The organism is Desulfobacteraceae bacterium, assembly GCA_022340425.1.
Taxonomy (GTDB): Bacteria; Desulfobacterota; Desulfobacteria; order Desulfobacterales; family JAABRJ01; genus JAABRJ01.
Window position 1 is genome coordinate 1 of record JAJDNY010000040.1, and the last position, 20,015, is coordinate 20,015.

Genomic DNA, 20,015 nt, shown 5'->3' on the forward strand with positions numbered 1-20,015 from the left:
CGGCGGCCGTTTGAGGGTCAAAGCGCAGCGCCAGGGCGGCGGCCAGCATGTCCCGGGAAAGAACCTGGTTGCGACCGGCCAGAACCGCCAGGGCGGCCAGGGCCCGGTCGGCATTTGCGATCCCGAGGGCCGTGAAATCCAGCGGCAAAACCCGGGCCCGGGTGGCGGGGATTTCCAGGTCGGCCGCGGCGACAAGCAGGGCGTTTGAATCCAGTCGCCCGAAAACCGCCTGGCGGCGGGCCACCCCCTCGGCCGCGAGCGCAACCACCAGGCTGGGGGCGTCGATGCCGGTGAAGTCGATTTCCTGGGGAGAGAGAATCACCTCGCTGACCGACGGCCCGCTCATGACGGTGATGCCGTGGTCGTCTTTTTGGGTGACATTCAGGCCGGCGGTCATGCCGGCCAGGCAGAGGACCGTGCCGGCGGTGCGGATGCGCTGTCCGGCGGCGCCGAGAAGCAGCACTTCGTGGCGCCCGGCGCGGGGAGGGGTGAAGCGCACCGGGATTTCAACGGGGGCCGGCGCGGCAGGAAGATCGGCGGCCAGCGCGCGATAGTGCGCGCCGTATTCCGGCCGTTGATTTTCGGCCACCGGCCCCCGCAGCGGGGGGTATTGGGCGAGGGAATCACGGATCAGCTTGGGCGTGAGTTTGTTGCCACGCAGGTAGCGCCCCGGGCAGACGCCCCAGAGTTCCACCGCGCTGAAGCCTTTGAAGCGGAGGGCTTCCTCCAGCAGAAGGGGCAGGTCCTTTTGGTAGGCCGAGGCCCGCGTGACGAAGGCCGCCCCGGCCGCGGCCAGGACCCGGCCGACATCCAAGGGGCGCTCCAGACGGTTTAAGAACCCGGACCCCACCCGGGCGTCGGCCGGGGTGGTGGCGGAGGCCTGGCCGCCGGTCATCCCGAAATTGAAGTTGTTCAGGACCAGCAGGGTCAGGTCCAGATTGCGCCGGCAGGCGGCCAGCAGGTGCGCGCCGCCGATGCCCAAACCGCCGTCGCCCATGGTGACCACGACCTGCAGCTCCGGGCGGGCCAGTTTGATGCCGGCGGCATAGGTCAGCGCGCGGCCGTGCAGACCGTGCAGGGCGTGGGTGTTGAAAAAGGTGTCGAAAAGGCCCGAGCAGCCGATATCGCTGACGATGGCGATCTGGTGGCCCGCAAGCCCCATGTGCTGAAAGGCCCGATCCAGCCCGCGCAGAACCGTGTCATGGGCGCATCCCGGACAAAAAGCCGGCGGGCGGCTCGTGTTGAGCAGGCTAGTCATGGACCGCCGCCTGGATCTGTCCGGGGGTAATCAGCTGGCCGTTCATCTGGCCGCAGAAGGCCACCCGCTTGCCTGGCAATACCCGCCGGATTTCCCGCACGTACTGCCCCTGGTTCATTTCCACCACCACCACCCGCCCCACGCTGCGGGCGTGGCGGCGGATGAGCGCGGACGGCACCGGCCAGAGGGTTTTCAGGATCAGCAGGGAAGCCGGCCGACCCTCGGCTCTCAACTGCGCCAGCGCCGCCTTGGCCGCCCGGGCGGTGACGCCGTAGGTCACGATGAGGGTCTCGGCAGCCGGTGCGACCGTGGCCTCGGCGAAGCTGAAACGGTCCACGGCCGCCTGGAGCTTGCGCGCCAGGCGGCCGTTCATGCGGGCGATCTCATCCGGGTCGACGGTGATGTAGCCGTTGACGCCGTGGGTGGAGGAGGTCTGGCGGACCAGGGTCGGGCCGCCAATGGGCAGGAAGCCGGGGACATCCCGGCCGGGTGCGGTGTCGAAGGGCAGAAAGGGCCGATCCGCTGCGGGCCGCGGGCGCTCCGCGAGCTCCGGCCGCGGCAAGCGCCCCAAATCGACATTTTCCCTGGTCTCGGCGATTTCCTTGTTAGCGGCGAGAAAAACCGGGCAGCGGTATGTTTCCGCCAAGTTGAAGGCCGCGACCGTCAGGGTGAAACAGTCTCTGACGTCCGCCGGAGCCAGAACGACCAGCGGCAGGCCCCCCGAATTGCCCCAGCGCATGAATTGAATGTCTCCGTCGGCGCCCCGGGTCGGGGACCCGGTGGAGGGCCCCAAACGCTGGACATTCACGATCACCAGGGGGATCTCGGCACCGATGGCGAAGGATATGTTTTCGGAAATCAGGCTGATGCCCGGCCCCGAGGTGGCGGTCATGGCCTTCAGCCCGGCCATGGCGGCCCCCAGGCAGTAGCCCGCGGCGGCGATTTCATCTTCGGCCTGCAGCACGGTCCCGCCGGCGGGGGGCAAAAGGGCCAGCATGCGGCTGAAGATCCCGGTGGCCGGGGTGATGGGGTAGCCGGCAAAAAAGCGGCAGCCGGCCGCCAGCGCGGCCTGCGCCGTGACCTCGTTTCCGTCGTAAAGCCCCTGCCCCACGGTCACACTCCCCAAGACGACAGTTCCGTAAAAGGCCCAATTTCCGCGTTGCGCTGCATCTCGAAGTCGCTGCGGCGTAAAGGTGTACGCCTCACGCCGCTGAGATTTGCGCGCCTTGAAATTGGCGCTTTCTAAGAAACTGTCTGGTTTTGACTCTTTACTGCCCCAACAAAGACGGGTTAAAAGACTCGCCCACCGGGCACGCTCTTCAGGCTGAGGGATCCCCCCGCGCCGGGTGGACGGTCCCGGAAACCCAACCGCCCCTAATGCTTACTTCTTCAGGGCAAATCGATTATATGTCAAGCGCTGTCTTGGGCGGGGAGCCGTCGCCGCAGGCTTTGACCCCTTCCCAGGAGCGGGGATGCCAAGGTACGCGCAGCCGGTGCTCAGGCGCCCTTGCGATAGACGCTGGGCTGCAGGTAGTGGAGATTGTGACGCAGGTTGCTGAGGCTTTCGGCCCCGCCGATGATGAAATGGCCCTGGGGTTTCAGACTTCGCGAGAGCCTGTCGACCACAGCTTCCTTCACCGGGCCGTCGAAATAGATCATGACGTTGCGGCAGAAAATCAGATCGAACTCACCCGGCGGGGACGCATCGGTCAGCAGATTGAAGCGTCGGAAGGTCACCATTTGCCGGACATCGTCCTTCAGGCGGAGATACCCCTCCCAGCGCCCCCGCCCCTTCTGGAAATACTTCCTGAGGGTCGCGGCTGGTATCCGCCGGGTTTTTTCCAGGGGATAGACCCCGGCCTCACCGATTCTGAGCACCGCGGTGGAAATGTCGGTGGCCAAAATGGCGGGCCGCAGACCTTTTTCCAGACAGTGAATGGCAACCGAGTAAGGCTCCTCGCCGCTGGAGCAGGCCGCGCACCAGATACGGCGATGGCCGGCATCGAGCAGGGCGAAATGGTGGTCTTCGCGAAAGAAGTAGGTGTGATTGGTGGAAATCGCGTCGATGAAGCGGATGCGCTCGGCGTCGTCGCTTGCGACGACCCGCAGGTAATCCTCAACCCGGGCGATGCCGGTTTTTCTCAGCCGCTTGGAGAGCCGCGCCTGGAGCAGCTGTCGTTTGCCTTCGTGCAGATCGATCCCGCACTCGCGGTAGACCAGCTGGCGAAAGGACGCAAATTGTCGCGCGGTCAGTTCCATGGCGGGTTTGGCGCCTCGCTTCAGGCGATCATGTTGAGGGCCGTCTGCGCCACGTCGGCGATATCTACAACGCGCTCCACTGCACCGGCCTTGATGGCCTCACGCGGCATCCCGAAGACCACGCAGCTCTTCTCGTCCTGGGCGATGGTGCGCGCACCGGCCTGCTTCATCCGCAACAGCCCATCAGCCCCGTCGGCACCCATGCCGGTCAGAATGATCCCCAGGGCGTTGGCGCCAGCGTAATCGCCCACCGATTTGAAAAGCACATCCACCGACGGCCGCTGGTGATGGACCAGGGGCCCCTGCTTGACCTGCACGTAGTAGCGCGCCCCGCTGCGCTTCAGGAGCATGTGATAGTTGCCGGGGGCGATCAGCACCTGGCCGTTGACCACCGAATCCCCATCCTGGGCCTCCTTGACGCGCACGTCGCAGAGGGAATCCAGCCGCTGCGCGAACGAGGTCGTAAATTGCGCCGGCATGTGCTGCACCACCAGGATGCCCGGGCTGTTGGGCGGAAAACAGGTCAGCACCCGCCGCAGGGCCTCGGTCCCCCCGGTGGAGGCGCCGATGGCGATGATCTTGTTGGTGGTGGCGGCCAGGGCCCGGGCGCCGAAGGCGGCCTTGGGCAACGGCGTCTCGGGCGGGCTGTCGGCCTTGCGGGCGGCCACCCGGACCCGCGCCACAGCCCGGATCTTGTCGGCCAGCTGCAGGCACATATCACCCACCGAGTAGGACGCCGAGGGCTTGGCGATCACCTCCAGCGCCCCGCAGGCGAGGGCCTCCAGGGCAAGCTTGCTGTTGCGCTGGGTCAGGGAGCTGACGACGATCACCGGCAGCGGATAGTAGCGCATCAGCTTTTTCAGAAACGTGATCCCGTCCATACGGGGCATTTCCACATCCAGGGTCACCACGTCCGGTTTGAGCTGGAGAATTTTGTCCCGCGCCACATACGGGTCCGGGGCGGTGCCGACCACCTCGATGCCCGGTTCGCGCGACAACTCATCCAGAAACACCTTGCGCACCAACGCGGAGTCGTCGACCACCAGAACGCGAATTTTTTTTTCCATCAGGTCTGCTGTTTCCCGTTGAGGGTTCACCCGCCCGGAAAATACCCCCCCGCCGAGGATCGCGGCCGGGGGCCGATCCTCCCCGCAAGGGTGCCGATTTTCAATTGGTTTGCAAAATCGCCAGGGCAAGACGGCCCTGGATGGTATCCACCAGGAGGAAATGAGCCTTCCCGCCGGATTCGTCCAGGGCCTGTGCGACCGCCTCGGCGGACACCCGCTCGGGAATTCCCAGATCGTAGACATGATCGGGGTTGTAGGTGCTGAAGGTGTTGCCGGCCACCATGTTGAGGATCTCCTTGATCATGGCGCTCAGATGGCGCTCCTCGATTTGTTCCCGCTCCAGGCTCAGGAAGCTCTCGGTCATGGCGTAGAGCAGCGCCTCCGGGATCAGGATGAAAAACCGACCGCCGAAGGGCCCGCTGAAATCAACCCGCCCCCCGACAACCCGGTCTTTGAGGGAGCCGAAATACGCGGTCGGTGTCTCCTCCGCCCCAACTTCAGTGGACATGAAAAACATGGTCTCCAGCACGTATCCGGTGGCAGCCGACATGGCCGCTTTAATGCCGTCTTTCATCTTGCATTTTCCTTTGCCTCGGCGGCGGTCGAAGCGTTGGGAGGTGGTCGGGGGCGCAGCCGGGGACCGGGATCGCCTACACCGCCTGCAGCAGCTGCTCGACCTGCCCCAGACTGGCGCCGAAGTCGGCGATGATTTCCTGGAGATCGATGTCCCGGATGTTCATTTGCGCCAGCACCCCGTCGTAAAAACGGTACGCCAGCCCGTCCACACCCCCGCCGATTCCGATCATCATGCAGACCGTATCGGCCAGATAGACGATGGCGGTGGCCTGGTCCGCTCGCGCCGAGGGCTCGGCCAGGTGGTGGTTGGCGATGATGCTGACCAGCCGGTCGCTGAACTGCCACTTACGCGCCACCAGCCCGCTCAGTTCGGCGTGGTCCACCCCGATCACCATTTTCTCGGCTTCCCGGAAGCTGTAGCCGCTGTCCACCACGAGGTGGTTGATTTGCTGGATCGACCCGGCGACGAAGCGGTCCAGAATCACCTTGCCGATGTCTTTCAGCAGGGCCGCGGTAAAGACCAGGTGCTTGCAGGCGCCGTTGGTCTTGCCGGCCAGGGCCTTGGCGATCAGGGCCGATGCGACGGCCTGCCGCCAGAGCTCGCCTTCATGCAGCCCGTAGCCCATCTGGGGACGGGTAAGGTTGGCGGCGCTGCTTTTGAGCAGCACGATATCCACGATCTTGTCCAGCCCCAGCAGGTTGATGGCGTCGTGAACCGAATCCACCCGCCGCGGCAATCCGAAATAGGCCGCATTGCAGGTCTTCAATACTGTCGTGGTGAGGGACGGGTCGAACAACACCAGCTCGGCCACGCCGGCCATGGAGGCCTTGGGGTCTTCCACCAGGGTCAGGATCTGGCTCGCCACCCGGGGCATCGGGGTCAGCTCGGAGATGCCATCGATCAGTTCCCTGGCTCGACTCATACCTTGATCTCCCCCCGGCCCGAAATCTTGATGAACGTTTCCCCGGTTTGGAGGTTGAGCCGCACCGTGCGGTTGACGTTGCCGCCCACGTCCTCGTGGTCGATCAGGACGTTGTTTTTCCAGAAAATCTTGCGCAGGGCCATGTGGTTGCGCTTGCCGATGTTGAAAAAACCCTTTTGATCGAGAATCTGGGCCCCGCCGGCAACGATGATTTTCATCCGTTGGCGTTTGGCGCCCAGTTTGTAGGTCTCCTTGAAAAAGGTCGGGATGCCGGTGTCGGCGAACATGAAGGGGTTTTTTTGGGCCTTGGTCTTGTCCAGGCTCGAATCGGGCAGCATGTAGTGGAGAATCCCCCCGACCTTGACCACCGGATCGTAGATGCTGACCCCGATGCACGAACCCAGGGAGTAGGTCACCACGACGGCGTCCGCCGCGCCGCTGACCTTCATGTCCGAAACCCCGACGATGATGTTCACGCCCTCACCTCTTGCATCCGGGTTGCGCCCGGGCGGCCGGCCGCTTGCGGGCCGCTACTGCAGGGCGATATCATAGAGACCCGCAATATCAACAATCAGCCCCACCCTGCCGTCCCCCATGATCGCCCCGCCGGCCAGGCCCTTGACATTTTTGAGATAGCCGCCGAGATTTTTGATGACCACCTCCTCTTTGCCCACCAGTTCGTCCAGCAAGAGCGCTTTCTGCTCGTTTTTGTGCTCCACCGCCACCACCAGCCCCTCCCAGGGGTGGCGGGCTTCGCTTTCCACGTGGAAAACCTCCCCCAACCGGATCAGAGGCATCAAGTGACCGCGGGACATGATGAGCTCGCCCTTGCCTTCGACCGTGAAGCAGTCCTCCTTCTTGGGGCGGAAAGACTCCACAATTGCCATGGTCGGCAGGATGTACCGTTCCCGGCCCACCCGCACCACCATCCCGTCGATGATCGCCAGCGTCAGCGGCAGGCTGATCACAACGGTGGTGCCCCGGCCCGCCTGGGACCGGACCTCCACGTGGCCGCGCAGTTTTTCGATTCCTTTTTTGACCACATCCATCCCCACCCCGCGGCCGGACACGGCGGTGACGGCCTTGGCGGTGGAAAAACCCGGATGAAAGATGAGGTCGAAAATCTCGGGCTGGCTCAGTTTGGCATCGGGGGGGATCAGGTTGAGGCTCAGGGCCTTTTTTAAAATCCGCCTGGTGTCCAGACCGCGCCCGTCGTCTGAGATTTCGATGAGGATGCTGCCGCCCTGGTGATAGGCCCTGAGTTCGATCAGGCCGGTGTCATCCTTGCCCGCGGCGCGCCGCTCCTCCGGGGTTTCCAGCCCGTGGTCGGCTGCGTTGCGAATCATGTGCACCAGGGGTTCGTAGAGTTCATCGACCACATTGCGGTCGATCTCGGTGTCCTCGCCCGACATCTTGAGATCGACTTTTTTGCCGGAAGCCCGCGACAGGTCGCGCACCAGCCGCACCATCTTCTGAAAGGTGCTCCTGATGGGTACCATGCGCATGGACATGGAGATCTTCTGCAGCCCGGAGACGATCTGTGAGAGCTGGTTGAGGTTTTTGTCGAAGGCGTGGTCGCTCAGCCCGAGATGCTGGTAGTTCTGCCGCAGCATGGATTGGGAGATGACCAGCTCCCCGGTGAGGTCGACGAGGTTGTCCAGCTTGTGGGTGTCGACCTTGACCTGCAGTTCCACCACCCGTTTGTCCTCTTTCTGCTGCCGAAGGGCGCAGATAACCTCCTGGGGCCCCACCACGCGCTCATCCATCAGAATTTCGCCGAGCTTCTTTTGGGGGTTTTGCTTCTGTTTTTCCAGCCCCTGCTGGACATCGGTCCTCTTGACAGCCCCGCTGGCCAGCAGGATTTCCCCGATCGGCTGGGCATTTCCGCTGGAGGCCTGTGCATTGAGACCTTCGATGCGGACGATCAGGGGGTCCACATCAAGCCCTCCCTCCAGGTCGCTTTCGCCGCCGCAGAGATTGTCCTTGACGTTGCCGATGAGCTTTTTGAGGGTGTCGACGGATTCCAGGATGGTGTCGATGATGGCGTCGCTGATGACGAAATCACCCTTGCGGGCGCTGTCCAGCAGGTTCTCGGTGCTGTGGGCGAGGCGGTTGATGGTCTGCAGGTTGAGAAAACCGGAAACCCCTTTGATGGTGTGAAACGGTCTGAAAATCGCATTGATGGTGTCGCTGTCTTCAGGGTCCTGCTCCAGCGCCATCAGGCTGAGTTCGATGGCATCGAGGTTTTCCATGGACTCCACCGCAAAATCGGCGAGAATCTGAAGGTCCTCGGGACTCAAACGGCTTTTGCCGGGCTCCGGACAGACCGCCTCGGCCGGGGACGCTTGAGACTCGCCGGCTTCGGGGGCTCCCAGGAGCGCCAGAGCCTCGGACGGGTCGATTTCCTGGGGGGTGTCACTGACCAGCGACCGGAAATGGGCCTGGAGCGCACACACGCCTTTTTCCAAGGGCGCCATTTCAGCCGTCTCGCACAGGATCAGCCTTTCACAGTAGCCCTTCAAGCCGGCGGTAATCTGCGGAAAGATCGGATCTTGCAGCCCCGCGGTCTTTTCCTCCAGCCGGGCGAGGTCGTTTAACAGGACCCCCATTGCCGGGATGTCCTCGGGTTCAAGGGTCACCACCTGCAGTGAGATGTTCTCGAGGGAGGCGTTGATGGTATTGAAAAGGTCTTGTTCCATCGTGTCTTTTCGGGAACCGGAGATGATTACCCCGTGGAGAAAAGGAAAAGGGGCGGCGGGTTGCCCCCTCAAAGGCGGTTGCGGGCCAGGCGCTCCAGACTGCTTCGCAGCACCTGGGCCGCTTCGGCCACCCCATCGAAACTGCCCCGGCGGGTAACGTCCTCGATGTAGCGGGCGGTGTCGGAAAACTCTACCAGACCGATATTGCCGGCCGCCCCCTTGAGGGAGTGGGCGGCAAACCTGCCTTGGGCGCAATCGCCAGCCGCGATCGCGGCAGCCAGCTTTTCCAGGTCGTCCCGGCTGGTGTCCAGGAACAGGTCGAGCAGTTCCAGATAATCCTTTTCATCCAGGCCCAGGTCCTCGGCGATGACGCTGATGTCCATGCGGTCTCCTTCCAGATCGTATTGCGATGCTGCCAGAAACGTTCTGTGGTTTTATCGACCCGGCCAAATCTTTCCTTAAGACGCGCCCGCTGCGGCCTTGACGGCCGGTGAGAGGGCCCCGCAGCCGGGTTTCGGGGCCCCATCGCCCGAAGGCAACCCAGGGCGGATGGATTCGTCGCCACGCCTTTTGGCGGCAGCGGGCGACGGGACCGGGCCGGCCCGCCTCAAACGTGACGGTTCCGCAAAAAGTCCAATCTCTGCGTTGGACTGCTTCCCGATGTCGCTGCGGCCTACAGAAGTAGGCCTCACGCCGCTGAGATTTGCGCGCCGTAGCGTGAATTTTTTTTCGAAACCGCCTGGCTTTTGACTTTTTAACGGCTCATCAAAAGTGATACCTGGTGAGGAATAGACTTGATTTTTTGGGGTGGATGACGCAGATATGGCCTCCCGCGGCAGCGGTCGGAAGCGGCGGGGCCATTTTGACACGCCAAGGAAAGCCCCCGATGACAGGGCAGGAGATGTGATGGCAGAAGCGATCGACGCTGAAGGAACGGCTTTTTCTCAAAAAATGATCGCCATCCTCAACGGTGCTGCGCTCAATCTGGCCGTGGCGATCGGCTACCGCACCGGGTTGTTTGACATCATGGCGGCCCTGGAGCGGCCCCATACGGCCGAGGCGATTGCTGCCAGGGCCGGGCTGAACCATCGCTACGTGCGCGAATGGCTGGGAGTCATGGCAACCGGCGGCATCGTCACGCTAACGGCTTCGGACGACGGCGACAGCCGCTACCGCCTGCCGGCGGCGCATGCCTCCTGGCTGACACGGGCGGCGGGAAACCGCAACCTGGCCGTTTACACCCAGGAGATCCCGCTGCTGACCACCTGTGCCCTGGAGTCGGTGCTAGCCGGGTTCAAAAGCGGTGATGGAATCCCCTACGACCGCTACCCCGCGTTTCAGGCCTTCATGACCGAGCTGTCGGAAGCCAAACACCGGGATGTCCTGGTGGATCAGTTTCTGCCGTCGGTGGACGACGGTCGGCTGGTGGGGCGCCTGCGGCAGGGGATCCGGGTTTGCGACCTGGGCTGCGGCGAGGGCCTGGCGGTCCGCCTGATGGCCCGCGCCTATCCCCGCAGCCGGTTTCTGGGGCTGGACATTTCAGCGGCCGCCGTCGATGCCGCCCGCCGGGCCGCCGAAGCCGATGGACTGGAGAACGTCACCTTCGAGGTCCGTGATGCCGCCCGGCTCTGCCAAGACGCGGCCCTGCGGGGGAGCTGCGACTACGTTACGGCCTTTGACGCCATCCACGACCAGACCCGCCCCCTGGAAGCCCTGCGGGGGGCGCATCACCTCCTCTCCCCGGGTGGGGCCTTCTCCATGATCGACATCGCCGCCGAATCGGAGCCGGCCCAAAACCTTGACCACCCCATGGGGCCGTTTCTCTACACGGTCAGTCTGATGCACTGTATGCCGGTGGGGCTTGCGGACGGCGGGGCCGGCCTGGGGATGATGTGGGGCCGGCGTCAGGCGCTGGAATTGCTGGCGGCGGCGGGATTCACGAAAGTGAAAGTGGTCCCCATGGCGCACGATCCTTTCAACCGCCATTTTTTCTGCCGCCGCTAGCGGACCGGCGCGAGGGTAAAACGCCCGGGCGGCAACAAGGGGCTCAGCTGCGCGCCTGGATCTCGCGCAGGTTCTCCCACTGCCGCTCAAGGGGCCTGATCTCCTCCTCGCGGCCCAGATCCTGCAGCCGTTTGCGGAGGGCTTGGACCTCCTTCTCCAGACGCGGCAAAACTTCCTCGAGGAGCTTCGCGCGGGCTTCGCGGCCCGCTTCCTGCAGCTGGGCGGCAAACTCCGCCACCCGCCGCTCCAGTTTGTCCAAGGCCTCACTTTCGGGGATACGGCGCAGCTCCTCGCCAAAGGCCCTCAGCTGGGTCTGCAATCCCTCCAGGTTCTGCTCCACCCCGGAGAGGAACTGTTCCAGACGCGCCGAATAGCCGGCGGCCCCGGCCACCGTGGCCCCGTCGGCCAGCGGAACGCCGCCCGGCCGGACCTGCAGCATCTCGATCGCCCGGCGCTCCGCTGCTGCGGGGTCGGCGATGATGGTAAAGCGCGAATTTTCCGTCGCCGCCGGCCGGAATTCCCGCCGGATGGCGACTTTGACCTCGAAGGCGCCCGCATCAGAATAGACGACATCGGTCACCCGCCCGATCTCGGTGCGCTCCATCAGCACCCGGTCGCCCCGGGTCAACCCGTCCACCCGCTCATATTTGATGGTCAGGCCCAGATCCGGTTCGGCACACGCCGCCGCGGTCAGAAGCCATACCAAAGCCCACACGATTTTTGGCCACATGCCGATTTCCTCCGAAGGCCCTAAAGGCCTGATGATCACCGTTGGATTTGACGGGCCGCAATGCGATCCTTAAAATTTTAATAGGTTACCACACTCTTGCGGGTGTTTCCAGATTTTACCTTAGCGTGGAGACCGTCATGTCCGATCACCCCGCCATCCTCCTAACCGGCGCCTCCCGAGGCATCGGGGCCGCCGTGGCCCACTGGCTGGCAACCGTCGGTTGCGGACTGGCACTGGTTGCCCGCTCGGCGGAAGAACTGGACGCCCGAGCCGCGGAAATCGCGCAACTCGGCGGCACCGCGCTGATTTTGCCCGGTGACATCGCCTCGGCTGATTTCTGCGCGCGGGCCGTGGCCGATGCCCAAGCGAAATTTGGCCGCCTGGATGCCGTGATCAACAATGCCGGTATCTTCGAGCCGCTGGCATTCACCGCCGACGCCGATCCGACGGTCTGGCAGCGCAACATCGCGGTGAACCTGCTGGGACCGTTTTATCTCAGCCGCGCCGCACTGCCCGCCCTCCGGAGGCGGAAGGGGCGGATTGTCAATGTCAGCAGCGGCGCGGCTACGCGAGCCCTGCCGGCAGCGGGGGCCTACTGCGTCTCCAAGGCCGCCCTGAATCACTTCACCCGGATCCTGGCCGCAGAGGAGCCCGCGGTCACCGCGGTGGCCGTCCGCCCCGGTGTGGTGGACACCGACATGCAGGCCATGATTCGCCGCGAGGCGCCGGCGGCCATGCCGGCCGAGCAGGCCGCTTTTTACCGCCGGCTGAAAACCGAGGGGCGCTTGGAGCCGCCCGGGATTCCCGCCCGATCGATTGCCTGGCTGGCCTTGCGGGCACCCGCGGCTTGGAGCGGCAAATTCCTCGACTACGACGCCCCCGAGTTGCGGCTGCCGGCACTGGCCTGCTTCGGTGAAAACCCCGCCCGTCAAACCTCAAAGCGCACTTCCTGAACGTTTCTGCTTGATTCGGGCCAGCCTGAGGGTGTAAATTGATAAATATAATCGCCTTGGGGTACTGGACTGAGCCCGCGGCCGGCCGCCGTCTCGCCCTTGGGAAGGTTAGCCGCCAAAAAGTTTGTGCGGTGCACGCACCGCAGCCCGAGTTTCCCGGAAAATGGGGGGCCAGATGAAACTCATCCGCGCCATTGGTTTCTGCCGCTGTTGCCGGCAGGATGTTCTCATCCTGAGGCGTGTGCCGCTGCATGGCCTGCACCTGCTCCTCAGCTGTCTAACGGCCGGATTGTGGCTGCCCATATGGCTGCAGGCCGCCCGCCGGACCCGCATCTGGCGCTGCAGCCAGTGCGGCCGGGTCGTTTTAAATGGCGCAATCACCCCGCTGCCGACCCAGACGCAACCGCCGTTGGGCCCCGTCGGCCGGGGTCCACGCCACGACCCGGCAGCCGTGCCCGGCAACTTCAACCACAAACTGGTATTCCAGGGGCTGGTCTACTACATGCCGACCTGCTCCCTACTCCACTGACCAGCCGGGCGTTTGCCGGTACCCAAATACCTGCCTTCGGGGGCGATTTAGGCCTTACCGCCGCCGACACCGGCCAATGCAAGCCCACCCATGCGACGTGCACCAAGTGCGCTTTAACGCCCGAGGCGCCGGCCCAAGAAGACCCCGCATCATGCGACTGTCGCTGTTTAAACGTCTGACTTTCGGCTACACCGCAATTCTGTTGCTGCTCATCTTTCTGGGGGGCTACGTCACCCTGCAGCTCCAGGAACTCAACCGGCACAGTCTTTCGATCACCGAGATTGACAGCACCACCGTGCGCCTGGCTGAAAACATCACCGACACCCTCATCACCCAGGAGAGCTTCGAAAAGAAATACCTCATCTCGCGGGACCCCGACTTTCATCGTCATTTCTGGAACATTGGCGATTATATCGAAAAGGACCTTAAGCGTCTCGATCCGCTGCTAAGCGCGCCCTCCCAGGCGGCCCTTTTGGCGGCCATCAGCGCATCCTACGCCCGCTACCAGACACTTTTCCGCAAGGAGCACGAATTTATCAAAAACGGCCGGAGCTACGCCTACACCACCTTCCAGACCAGCAAGGAAAGGGCCCTGGAGGGGATCCATCAGAACATCAAAAAAATCATCACCGCCGCCCGCGCCAGCCGGGATCGAAAGCTGGCGGACTCGCACCGCATCACCACCCACATCACCAACGTGACCGCCCTGACCGCTGTGCTGGCGATCATCGCCGGGGTACTGGTCAGCTTTTTCACCACCCGTAGCATCACCCGCCCCCTGCTGCGGCTTCAGGAGCAGGTACGTGCCATTGCCGGTGGCCGTTTCGAAATGATCCCGGACACCGCCGGCCCCCCCGAAATCAAGGCGCTGGCGGACGATTTCAACGTCATGTGCCGCCGCCTGCTGGAACTCGACAGCCTCAAGGCCGATTTTATCAACCAGGTGTCCCACGACCTGCGCACCCCTCTGACGGCCATCCGGGAGGCCTCCTCCATGCTGATCGAAGGGGTTTATGCCCACCAGCCGAGCCGCCAGCAGGAATTGCTGGGCATCGTGCGCGAGGAATGCGAACGCCTGATCCTGTCGGTCAGCCGCATCCTGGACCTCTCCTGCATGGAGGCCAACATGTTGGGTTACAAATTCCAGCCGGCCGACCTTGCCGGCGTCGTGCGCGACACCGTCACAAAACTCGCGCCCATCGCCCAGCGCAAGGGCATCGGAATCGTCCTGGCGCCTTCGGAAAACCTGCCGGCGGTGCGCATGGACGTGGAAAGAATCGGCCAGGTATTGGAAAATCTGATTGGCAACGCCTTGAACTACACCGACAGCGGGGGGGTCAGCATCAGTGTCAGCCGCGACGGTACAGACCAAGACGAACTGGAGGTGGCCGTCCGGGATACGGGCTGCGGCATTTCGACCGCCGATCTGGATTCCATCTTCAACAAGTTCAAACGGATCGAACGCAGGGGGACAGCTCCCCGGGGCAGCGGTTTGGGCCTCTCGCTTGCCAAGCACATCATTGTCGCCCACGGCGGCCGCATCTGGGCGGAAAGCGAAATCGGCACGGGCAGCACCTTTTTCTTCACCCTGCCAATCTGAACCCGCGTCGGTCGGACGAAATTTTTAGAGGTTTTTCAATGGGCGAGATTCTGATTGTCGATGACGACCGCAACCTGCTTCAGGTGATCCGCATGCGGCTAGAAGCCGAAGGCTTCAAGGTGACCGCAGCGGCATCGGCAGCCGAGGCCCGGGCCCAGGTAAAGACCGGGACTTTCGAGCTGGCGCTGATCGACCTCAAGCTCAAGGATGGTTCCGGCATCGCGTTGATGCAAGAGCTTCAGCAGGCGGCGCCGGAATTGCCCGTCATCATCCTGACGGCCTTCGGCACCATCGACAGCGCCGTCGAGGCGATCCAGAAAGGGGCGCGCAGCTATGTCACCAAACCCTTCGATTACCGCGATCTGCTGCTTAAAATCCGCAACTGCCTGGAAACCAGCAAGTTGAACCTCGAGGTCAAACGGCTGCGCAGCCTGGTGGGCAAGCGCTACGGCTTCGACGGCATCATCGGCAACAGCCAGAAAATGAAAAAAGTCCTGGAACAGGTCAGCCACGCTGCGGCAACCGATTCCAATGTTTATATTGAGGGAAAAAGTGGGACCGGCAAGGAGCTGGTCGCCAAAGCGCTGCATGTCGCCAGCGCCCGCAGCAAAGGGCCGTTTGTGGCCATCAACTGCGCGGCCATTCCGGAAACCCTGATGGAAAGCGAACTCTTCGGCCATGAAAAAGGGGCCTTCACCGGCGCCAGCCGCACCAAAAAAGGCCTTTTTACCGAGGCTGAGGGCGGCACTTTTTTCCTGGACGAGATCGCTGAAATGCCGCTTGCCATGCAGGTGAAACTCCTGCGGGTACTAGAGGAGCGCGAATTTTACCCGGTCGGCGGCAACCGCCCGGTCAAGGTCGACGTGCGGATCATCGCGGCGGCCAACCGCAACCTGGCGGCGGAGGTGGAAAAGGGGGGTTTCCGGGAGGACCTTTTCTACCGAATCCACGTGATCCCCATCAAATTGCCGCCGTTGACCGACCGCAAAGAGGATATCCCCCTGCTGGCGCGTCATTTTTTGGCCGGCTTCGCCCAAAAAATGGGCAAGACCATCCAGGGGTTCACCCCGGAGGCGATGCAGAAGCTGCTTGCCTATGGGTGGCCCGGCAATATCCGGGAGCTCGAAAACACGATCGAGTGCGCGGTGGCCATGGGCAGCGGGGAGATGATCACCCCGGAGATGCTGCTGCAGACGCGGAATGCGCAAAATCCCGGCCTGGTGCCCCTGAAGGAAGCCAAGGACACATTCGAAAAGGATTATCTGATTCAACTGATTGAAATCACCCGCGGCAATATCAGCCAGGCAGCCAAGCTGGCGGGAAAATACCGGGCAGATTTTTACGCCCTGCTCAAAAAACATCAACTGGACCCGACAAATTTCAGGTCCGACTGAAGCGCTCTAACACCCCGGTTTCGGGTGCTAAGGCGCCCACCCCCCGTCCTGTAAAGATTCCGCCCCGCCCGCCGATAAGTTTTCCATACCGATTTTTTCAGAACACCATCGGGCCATTAGCCAAAAGGAAAAACCGCATGAATGCCAAGCGATTCATCGTCCCAGCGGCCGCCGGGCTGCTGGCCGCGATAATGGCCCTCGGCGGCAGCCTGTCGGTCGCTGGCGCGGAGGGCGCCCCGGACTATTCCCGCCTGTTGACCCTGGTGCCGTTGGCCGACAGTACCTCCGAACGCTATGCCTTCAGCGATTTCGACGATTCCTTTGACGCCGAAAGCCACCAGGCCAATGTGGATTTTTTCAACGACAACCCGCAGTTGGTTCACCGTATTCAACAGGATTTAAACGAAAAGTCCGTCAAATGGGAGCTCAATTCCCTCTCCCACCGCCTGCTCTATGTGCCAGAGACCCGCACCGAGTTCGCCCAACTTTTCCTGGACTACTGCCGCCAGGTGATCGACGACATCTTGGGGCTGACCGAAATGGCCAACCCCTATGCGGCGATCCAAACCCCCACGACCGATCACCCTGCGGTGAGCGCCTCCGGCGAGGGGATCACCGTTTTTCTGGTGCAGGATCTGGCCAAGGAATACGTGGCCAAGTATGTCTTTTCGGGGGAGGAAAAAAAGAAGGTCGCCATTAAGCTCAGCGGCACACTGGAGTCGGCCGAAATCGGATCCTACTCCTCCTGCCTGGTGTGGCGGGAATCCGATACCATCGGGTTTCTGCGCAACCCGCACACCATCTGGCAAACCCGCGCGCGCAACCCCTACACCGTCCTGATGGCACCGGTGGAGGAGACCCTGCATATCGGCCTGCGCACCAACACCGAAAACGCCATCCGGCAAACCATCCGGGAAACCGCCCCGGGGGACATCGCCGGTGTGAGGCAGATCGTCGACGACTGGATTTCGGTGGAGGAGGCGATCGTGGGCGGGCTGGTCAACGTCCTGCTTCCGCCGGTACTGGAGCGCTACGGCACCCCGATCCCGGCCGAACTGATCGACGCGGACCTGAGGACCAAAGAGACTAACCGCAAATACCGGCTGTTGCAGAAAGGAATCGAAGTGGTCCGGGAAATGGGCTACAAGCACTCCATCGAACTCTACCGGGAGCAGCCGTTCAAATTCCGCGAGATGCTGATCTAAAAGGCGGTTGCCGGGGCGTCAGAAGCGGCGCGCCGGCCCCTCCGACCTGCGACCCCATAAAACAGGAAGAGGGGAAAGGCGTTTCGCCCTTCCCCTCCCCACGGCTTACTGCTTCAGAAGGTTATTCCTTCACGATTTCATAGGCCTGGACGTCAATCACCTTGGCGCCGTCCTGCTCCAGAACCGTGCCGGTAACCTGGATCTTCATGCCCACAAAGCTCTTCAGCTCGGCACCTTTTTCGGTGTCGGCAACGCCGAAGGTCTCGCCTTCCTGGCTGACGATCTGGTTGTCCTCATTGACGGTACCGGTGATCATGACGCTCTCACCAGCGGCCTGCTGATCGCTCGCAGCCGCAAAGCCCGAAAAAAGGGCCACCAGCACCAATGCACACACTCCAATCGACAGGGTTTTTCCAAATACTTTCATCTTCGTTCTCCTTCCTCTCTTTTTTCGACCGCCACAGGCTGTGAGCGGCCAGTTTGCCCCGGTTCGAGCGCCGCAGCGCAAAACCGAAACGACGTTGCGGGCGATGCCCGACTCGATGAATCCCCGTGAGAAGATTGGCCCCAGGCCATCCTTCTCTGTCCTGCCAGAAAGATACAGCAATTCATGTGCCATGAGGCAAAAATTCTTTCAACATATTGAAATCAATTTATAAAATAAAAATTCCAGCAACGTCCCCGTAAAAACATTGTAGGTTTTTTCCTTCACCATCACCCCGCCGCTGGGCCCCCTCCGCTTCCGGATGCTTGGGGATAAAGCACAGCCTGGTGAAGGATTTTCCATACAACCCTAAGGCTTCTTTGTCTCCACCCAGCGCCACCCGGGGGGGGTTGTCGGTTTCTGGTCTTCCGCGAGCCTTGGCGGCCGGCTTGCGGGTCGTGGCGGGATGCTTAGGTGTGAAGGGTAAGACTGTGGCCGTCGCTGGCAGGCGCGACATGTCGGGCAGGGGCAGCACCTCGGAAAAGCAACACCGGCATCCGCCCTCGAGCGCAAAGGTTTTTCCGGTACCCCTGCTGCCCTTCTTGCCTGTCGGGACATCCCCGTGGAGGGGCTGATCGTGGGTCTCGTCGACCGCTACGACGCCCTGCGAAGCCCGCGCCAGTAAAAGCCGCGCCTGACCCACGGCCAGACCGTGGCCCTGATGACCACCGGCGACGGGACGGGTATCAGCGGACGGGATTGGTATGGCACGCCATCTGGGCGGTATTTGAAAGCGTGCACCCAGAGTTGGAACGACACTGCGCGGAGATGGCGGATGCCCGGGCATCGGACGGAAAAAGCGCAGGCGGGATCGATCCGGAAAACCCGGACCTCAGGTGACAGGCTTTAGCGGCACGGCCAAGTAGCGTACCAGAAAAACTTTGATGGGCAGCCTGGGCGGGACCTCTACCCCACCGGCGCCCCCAAGCCAGCCAAGCTGCCGAGGGCTAACGCCCTTTGACCGCCCCCACCGCCACCAGGTAGAGCAGCCCCGCATCGGCGCTCAGCCCCAGCAGACGCCGTGCCTCCTCATCGTAGAGGGCGCCGATCCCGCAGCAGCCGAGTCCCAGCGCGGTGGCGCCCAGGTAGAGGCGCTGCCCGATCCGGCCGGCGCCCAACATGGCGTAGCGGTAGCCGCGGGCGCCCCAGCAAGCATCCAGCGCCGACAGATTGGCCATAAAAAGAAAATGGACCGGCGCTGCGGCCAGCCACATTTGATCCAGGCAGACGGCGGCCATGGCGGCGGTCGTGGCAGGGCCGCCGACCCGGGACAGGCGACGGTCGCCAGGGGAGATCAGGTAAACGCCCGGCGGATAGCCGTCGACATTTCCCAGCAGGGCCCCGATGGCGACACCGGCTCCGTAGCGGGGGTCCAGGGGGCGGTCCAGCGGGGCGGCCCGACACACCAGGTCCAGCAGGCGCTCAAAAGAGGGCCGCGCCAGGGGTTCAGCGGAAAAATTGCGCCGCGAACGGCGCTGCCGGAGCGCCTGTAAGAGACCCAGCTGGCCTTGGGCCGCGGGAAGCGTCGGCACCTCGTGGCTTTGGGTTTCCCCTAAGCCCAAAAAGTGAACCTGCTGCGGGTCTGCGCCATCGGCGGCATAAACGGCGAGTCCCGACCGGTATGCCCGGGAGATCAGATCATAGGCCACCTCCCGGACGGCCAACCGGCCCGCCTCCGGCAGGGGGCCTTGGGGCGCCAGCGGCGTATCCTCAGCCGCGGGAAGGGCTGAAGCCGGGAGCGTCAGGGCCACAGCGGCCAGCGGGGCCTCGCGCGCGGGCTCCAGGCCCAGCAGGTCGGCCACCTGCCGATCGTCGAAGTCATAGCTCAGATGGCCGTCAAAGCCACAGGCCTTGAGCGCCAGGAGCAGATTTTCCAGCAGGTGCCCGGCGTCCAGCAGAACGTAGCGCAGCGCCCGTTGACGATACTTCCAGGCGCTGCGGTAAAAGAGGCCGCTGACGATAAACCACAAAACCGGCCGCGATCCGTTTTCGATCAGGGTTTCGACCGCCGCCTGTCCCGACCGCAAAGGGGTCAGGCAGCGGCGCTCAAGTCCGAAGTGGTAAACGCCCGGTTCCAGCCCCTGGACAGCCTGGACCGCGAGATAGAGCTCGGTGGGGTAGAGCGCCCCGGCCGAAGCCACGCTGCGAAAATCGAAGGCTCCCCCCGGGACGCGCCGCCGGGCCGTGACGGCGCAGGTGCGCTCCAGGATGCGGGCCAGATGCCGGAGCCCCACCGGATCGGGGGCTGGCGCGTCCGGCCGGACGCGCCCGGCGGCCGCATCCCAGAGCGATTCATCGCCGTCGTCGTCGACCGGCGGGAGCGGCAGCGCCGGG

At 63.3% G+C, this 20,015-nt stretch carries 18 protein-coding genes; 6 read left to right on the plus strand and 12 right to left on the minus strand.

Annotation, left to right across the window (positions count from 1 at the left end):
• From LJE63_03600 to LJE63_03640, 9 genes are all read right to left on the minus strand, one after another.
• The coding region (locus LJE63_03600; GenBank protein ID MCG6905687.1) for a thiamine pyrophosphate-dependent enzyme at positions 1-1,258 on the minus strand (1,258 nt) is incomplete at its 3' end.
• Complete coding sequence (locus LJE63_03605; GenBank protein ID MCG6905688.1) at positions 1,251-2,375, minus strand: pyruvate flavodoxin/ferredoxin oxidoreductase; 1,125 nt, start codon at positions 2,373-2,375, stop codon at positions 1,251-1,253. The genes LJE63_03605 and LJE63_03600, both read right to left, overlap by 8 nt.
• A gap of 380 nt (positions 2,376-2,755) precedes the next feature.
• A complete protein-coding gene (locus LJE63_03610) occupies positions 2,756-3,517 on the minus strand; it encodes a protein-glutamate O-methyltransferase CheR (protein MCG6905689.1) in 762 nt (253 codons plus the stop codon).
• A 20-nt stretch (positions 3,518-3,537) separates the two neighbouring features.
• Positions 3,538-4,584, minus strand: a complete 1,047-nt coding sequence (locus LJE63_03615) for a chemotaxis response regulator protein-glutamate methylesterase (protein ID MCG6905690.1) — start codon at positions 4,582-4,584, stop codon at positions 3,538-3,540.
• 100 nt (positions 4,585-4,684) lie between these two features.
• Positions 4,685-5,158 (minus strand): chemotaxis protein CheX, encoded by a 474-nt coding sequence (locus tag LJE63_03620; protein MCG6905691.1) that lies wholly within the window; start codon positions 5,156-5,158, stop codon positions 4,685-4,687.
• A 76-nt stretch (positions 5,159-5,234) separates the two neighbouring features.
• Positions 5,235-6,083 (minus strand): HDOD domain-containing protein, encoded by an 849-nt coding sequence (locus LJE63_03625; protein ID MCG6905692.1) that lies wholly within the window; start codon positions 6,081-6,083, stop codon positions 5,235-5,237.
• Positions 6,080-6,559, minus strand: coding sequence for a chemotaxis protein CheD (locus LJE63_03630; GenBank protein MCG6905693.1), 480 nt, complete (start codon positions 6,557-6,559; stop codon positions 6,080-6,082). Before LJE63_03630 ends, LJE63_03625 begins: the two co-directional genes overlap by 4 nt.
• Before the next feature lie 54 nt (positions 6,560-6,613).
• Positions 6,614-8,782: a chemotaxis protein CheA gene (locus LJE63_03635; protein ID MCG6905694.1), complete on the minus strand. Its 2,169-nt coding sequence runs from the start codon at positions 8,780-8,782 to the stop codon at positions 6,614-6,616.
• Positions 8,783-8,850: 68 nt separating this feature from the next.
• Complete coding sequence (locus LJE63_03640; protein ID MCG6905695.1) at positions 8,851-9,165, minus strand: Hpt domain-containing protein; 315 nt, start codon at positions 9,163-9,165, stop codon at positions 8,851-8,853.
• A gap of 523 nt (positions 9,166-9,688) precedes the next feature.
• On the opposite strand from LJE63_03640, the gene LJE63_03645 reads away from it, so the two are divergent.
• Positions 9,689-10,786: a methyltransferase domain-containing protein gene (locus tag LJE63_03645; protein MCG6905696.1), complete on the plus strand. Its 1,098-nt coding sequence runs from the start codon at positions 9,689-9,691 to the stop codon at positions 10,784-10,786.
• A 43-nt stretch (positions 10,787-10,829) separates the two neighbouring features.
• Here LJE63_03645 and LJE63_03650 read toward each other — a convergent pair whose 3' ends face one another.
• Positions 10,830-11,516 carry a hypothetical protein gene (locus tag LJE63_03650; GenBank protein MCG6905697.1) on the minus strand — a complete coding sequence of 229 codons (687 nt, stop codon included), beginning with the start codon at positions 11,514-11,516 and terminating at the stop codon, positions 10,830-10,832.
• A gap of 137 nt (positions 11,517-11,653) precedes the next feature.
• On the opposite strand from LJE63_03650, the gene LJE63_03655 reads away from it, so the two are divergent.
• The 5 genes from LJE63_03655 (at position 11,654) to LJE63_03675 (ending at position 17,197) form a co-directional block, all read left to right on the plus strand.
• The gene (locus LJE63_03655) at positions 11,654-12,469 is read left to right on the plus strand and encodes an SDR family NAD(P)-dependent oxidoreductase (protein MCG6905698.1); all 816 of its coding nucleotides are present in this window, start codon (positions 11,654-11,656) and stop codon (positions 12,467-12,469) included.
• Between the two features lie 175 nt (positions 12,470-12,644).
• Positions 12,645-12,998, plus strand: coding sequence for a hypothetical protein (locus LJE63_03660; GenBank protein ID MCG6905699.1), 354 nt, complete (start codon positions 12,645-12,647; stop codon positions 12,996-12,998).
• Positions 12,999-13,149: 151 nt separating this feature from the next.
• Positions 13,150-14,598: a HAMP domain-containing histidine kinase gene (locus tag LJE63_03665; protein MCG6905700.1), complete on the plus strand. Its 1,449-nt coding sequence runs from the start codon at positions 13,150-13,152 to the stop codon at positions 14,596-14,598.
• Positions 14,599-14,636: 38 nt separating this feature from the next.
• The gene (locus LJE63_03670; protein MCG6905701.1) at positions 14,637-15,992 is read left to right on the plus strand and encodes a sigma-54 dependent transcriptional regulator; all 1,356 of its coding nucleotides are present in this window, start codon (positions 14,637-14,639) and stop codon (positions 15,990-15,992) included.
• Positions 15,993-16,129: 137 nt separating this feature from the next.
• Positions 16,130-17,197: a hypothetical protein gene (locus tag LJE63_03675; GenBank protein MCG6905702.1), complete on the plus strand. Its 1,068-nt coding sequence runs from the start codon at positions 16,130-16,132 to the stop codon at positions 17,195-17,197.
• A gap of 121 nt (positions 17,198-17,318) precedes the next feature.
• Here LJE63_03675 and LJE63_03680 read toward each other — a convergent pair whose 3' ends face one another.
• Both LJE63_03680 and LJE63_03685 read right to left on the minus strand, forming a co-directional pair.
• Positions 17,319-17,624 (minus strand): hypothetical protein, encoded by a 306-nt coding sequence (locus tag LJE63_03680; GenBank protein ID MCG6905703.1) that lies wholly within the window; start codon positions 17,622-17,624, stop codon positions 17,319-17,321.
• A gap of 1,004 nt (positions 17,625-18,628) precedes the next feature.
• On the minus strand, positions 18,629-20,015 hold a 1,387-nt coding region (locus tag LJE63_03685; GenBank protein MCG6905704.1), incomplete at its 5' end, for a SagB/ThcOx family dehydrogenase.